The sequence below is a fragment of the Pseudorhodobacter sp. genome (genome assembly GCF_030452865.1).
Lineage (GTDB): Bacteria > Pseudomonadota > Alphaproteobacteria > Rhodobacterales > Rhodobacteraceae > Pseudorhodobacter.
The window spans coordinates 1-2,556 of record NZ_JAKDLJ010000465.1 but is presented as its reverse complement, the minus strand read 5'-3'; the positions used below and the strand labels follow the sequence as shown (position 1 = coordinate 2,556).

The window sequence follows — 2,556 nt, the reverse complement described above, 5'->3', positions numbered from 1 at the left end:
AGAGGGGGCAGAATGCCCCCTCCCCCCACAACCGGCCCCGATCAACATTCCCGCAGCCAGAACCAACCCACCGCCCAGTACAACCTGAAACGCCGCGCGCATAAAGGGCGTCTGCATATACCGATTTTGGATCCAGACAATCGCCCACAACTCGATGAACACCAGAATCATCGCGATGGTGGTCGCCGTCCAGAAATCGGGGATCAGGTAAGGCAAAGCATGACCCAAGCCACCCAAAGTCGTCATCACCCCGGCGGCAATCCCGCGCTTCAACGGCGACCCGCGACCAGAGATCTGGCCGTCGTCTGACGCGGCTTCGGTGAACCCCATCGAAATCCCGGCACCGATTGCCGCCGCCAGACCGACGAGCAAAGTTGTGTGGTTGTCATGTGTCGCGAACGCCACCGCAAAAATCGGCGCAAGGGTGGAAACGGACCCATCCATCAGCCCGGCCAAACCCGGCTGCACCCAGGTCAGGATAAACTGCCGATGCGCGGTGCGGTCTTCTTCGCTGCGGGCGTCGCCACCCAGATGCTCCGCCTCCAACCGCTCGGCTTTTTGTTCATGTGCGGCTTCCGCCGCCGCCAGATCGCCCAGCAGTTTTCGGGTGTCGGCGTCTGTTGTCCGTGCTGCCGCGCGCATATAGAAATCATGCGCGTCGGATTCCATCGTCGCCGCTTCGCCGCGAATTTTCTCCAGCCCGAGGTTTTCGGTCAGCCAGACCGGACGGCGCGCATAAAACCCGGCCACATGCTCGCGCCGGATCAGCGGTATCACCTTGCCGAACCTTTGCACATGCAGGTCGATCAGTCGTTGCCGGTGATCATCCTCCTCCTCGGCCATACCATCGAACACGGCGGCAGAGGCGGGATAATCACTTCGCAGCATTTCCGCGTAGCTTCGGTAAATCCGTGCGTCATCTTCTTCGGACGAAATCGCCAGCGCCAGGATTTCCTGCTCGCTCAGGTCCGCGAAGCGTCGACGGTTCGAAAAGCCGGGGATCATGCTCAGCCTCCACTTTAGAATGGTTCTAACCATGCACATTGAGCGGCAGAAGCGCAATGCCGGATATGACAAAAAATCTGAACAGATTAGTTCACTTTTGGCTTGCGGGACTCAGGCGGCTGGTGTAAAAACTAAACAGTTTAGTTTACATTCATAAAGGAATCCCAAAATGAAACTGCTCCTGCCCAGCCTCGCCCTTTCGCTGTCGCTGGCGATGCCCGTGTTTGCACAAGGCGTCGTCGATCTGCCAACGCTGACCTGGCCCACAGAAACTGTCAGTCCCGCCTCGATGGGATGCACCAACCCAACCCGCCTGACCGTCGCAACCCCATGCGGAAAGAAGTGACGGCAGATTGCTGCCCTTGCTTGGCCTGAACCCTGTAGTCTATGCTGATGCTCCGGAGGCAGACAATGGACGCAGAAGTACAAACCACCCGCAAGGGCCGCAAATATGACGACGTGCTGAAAGGCGCGTGGCAGGTGTTTCTCGCACATGGCTTTGAAGGCGCGAATGTCGATGATATTGCCCGCGCCGCGGGTGTGTCAAAGGCCACACTTTACAGCTATTTCCCCGACAAGCGGGTGCTTTTCCTTGAGGTGATGAATGTCGAATGCGACAAACACGCCGAGGCCGCTGCAAGCCAGATAGGACCACAGGTCGCGCTGAAAGACGCCGTGATGATCGCCGCGACATCCCTGGTGGAGTTTTTCACGTCTGACTTCTACTTGCGCGTTTTTCGCATCGTGGTCGCAGAATCAGAGCGTTTCCCCGATCTCGGCCAGCAATTCTATGAAAATGGCCCTCTGATGGTGCGACACCGGATTGTCAGTTATCTGGACCATGCCGAAGCGCAAGGTCTTGTGCGTATCAAAGACAAGAACCTTGCCGCCGATCTGTTCACCGAAACCTGCCGCGCCGATCTGTTCATCGGGATGCTGTTCGGCATCATCAGCAACCCAACGCAGGCCGAAAAAGATAGGGTGATCGCCGGGGCAGTTGCGATGTTCATGGCGCGCTATGCGGCATCCGCAACACCCGATTGACGCCCCAAACGCTTACAGGGCCAACCGGTCCGCTGACAAGCGCAGGATCAGATTGGCATCCGGTGAGATCTGGTTCCAAACCCTCCACAAACCCGCGTGACCCACACCAAAGAAATTGCCCTCATTCTCTTCCAGCATCGAGGTCATGATCTGGAAATGCAGATGCGGTGCCCAGCCGCCGTTTTCATGCCAATCGCCCAGATGCGCGATGACTTGCCCGATGTCCACCCCTTGCCCTGCGCGCAGCAAAGACAGCAGCCTGCCGCGCGGAAGGCCGTAAGGCACATCTTTGCGCCACGAACCAGGCGAAAGGCGCGGTCAGAATATTCCGGCATCCCGGAGCACTGCACAGTACCTGTGGGCGGGTGTTGCGGATTTCAAAAGGGTCACACCCTCCACCGCCTCCAACCCCGCCCCCGCGCGCAAGATTGGCCGCAGCAAACGCTGATTGACACCGAGCAAACGCCTGCCACCTCTGCATCGCTGGCTGCCAGCAGCGGGCGAATG

General features: G+C 58.6%; 5 protein-coding genes. 2 read left to right on the top strand and 3 right to left on the bottom strand.

What is annotated here, in order from left to right; translation table 11 throughout:
- Positions 1-1,005 (bottom strand): iron exporter MbfA (gene mbfA, locus L0H65_RS18135; RefSeq protein WP_301460612.1); only part of this gene is annotated, 1,005 nt, incomplete at its 3' end.
- A gap of 169 nt (positions 1,006-1,174) precedes the next feature.
- On the opposite strand from mbfA, the gene L0H65_RS18130 reads away from it, so the two are divergent.
- Together L0H65_RS18130 and L0H65_RS18125 are read left to right on the top strand one after the other, a co-directional pair.
- Positions 1,175-1,351, top strand: a complete 177-nt coding sequence (locus L0H65_RS18130) for a hypothetical protein (protein WP_301460611.1) — start codon at positions 1,175-1,177, stop codon at positions 1,349-1,351.
- A gap of 65 nt (positions 1,352-1,416) precedes the next feature.
- Positions 1,417-2,049, top strand: a complete 633-nt coding sequence (locus L0H65_RS18125) for a TetR/AcrR family transcriptional regulator (protein WP_301460610.1) — start codon at positions 1,417-1,419, stop codon at positions 2,047-2,049.
- A gap of 12 nt (positions 2,050-2,061) precedes the next feature.
- On the opposite strand, the gene L0H65_RS18120 is transcribed toward L0H65_RS18125, so the two are convergent.
- Together L0H65_RS18120 and L0H65_RS18115 are read right to left on the bottom strand one after the other, a co-directional pair.
- On the bottom strand, positions 2,062-2,334 hold the full coding sequence (locus tag L0H65_RS18120; protein WP_301460609.1) for a hypothetical protein: 273 nt from the start codon (positions 2,332-2,334) through the stop codon (positions 2,062-2,064).
- 33 nt (positions 2,335-2,367) lie between these two features.
- The coding region (locus tag L0H65_RS18115) for a hypothetical protein (RefSeq protein WP_301460608.1) at positions 2,368-2,556 on the bottom strand (189 nt) is incomplete at its 5' end.

Excerpts from the sequence above, each read along its gene's own strand:
- L0H65_RS18130 (WP_301460611.1), top strand. The coding sequence starts at position 1,175 with ATGAAACTGCTCCTGCCCAGCCTCGCCCTTTCGCTGTCGCTGGCGATG.
- L0H65_RS18125 (WP_301460610.1), top strand. The coding sequence starts at position 1,417 with ATGGACGCAGAAGTACAAACCACCCGCAAGGGCCGCAAATATGACGAC.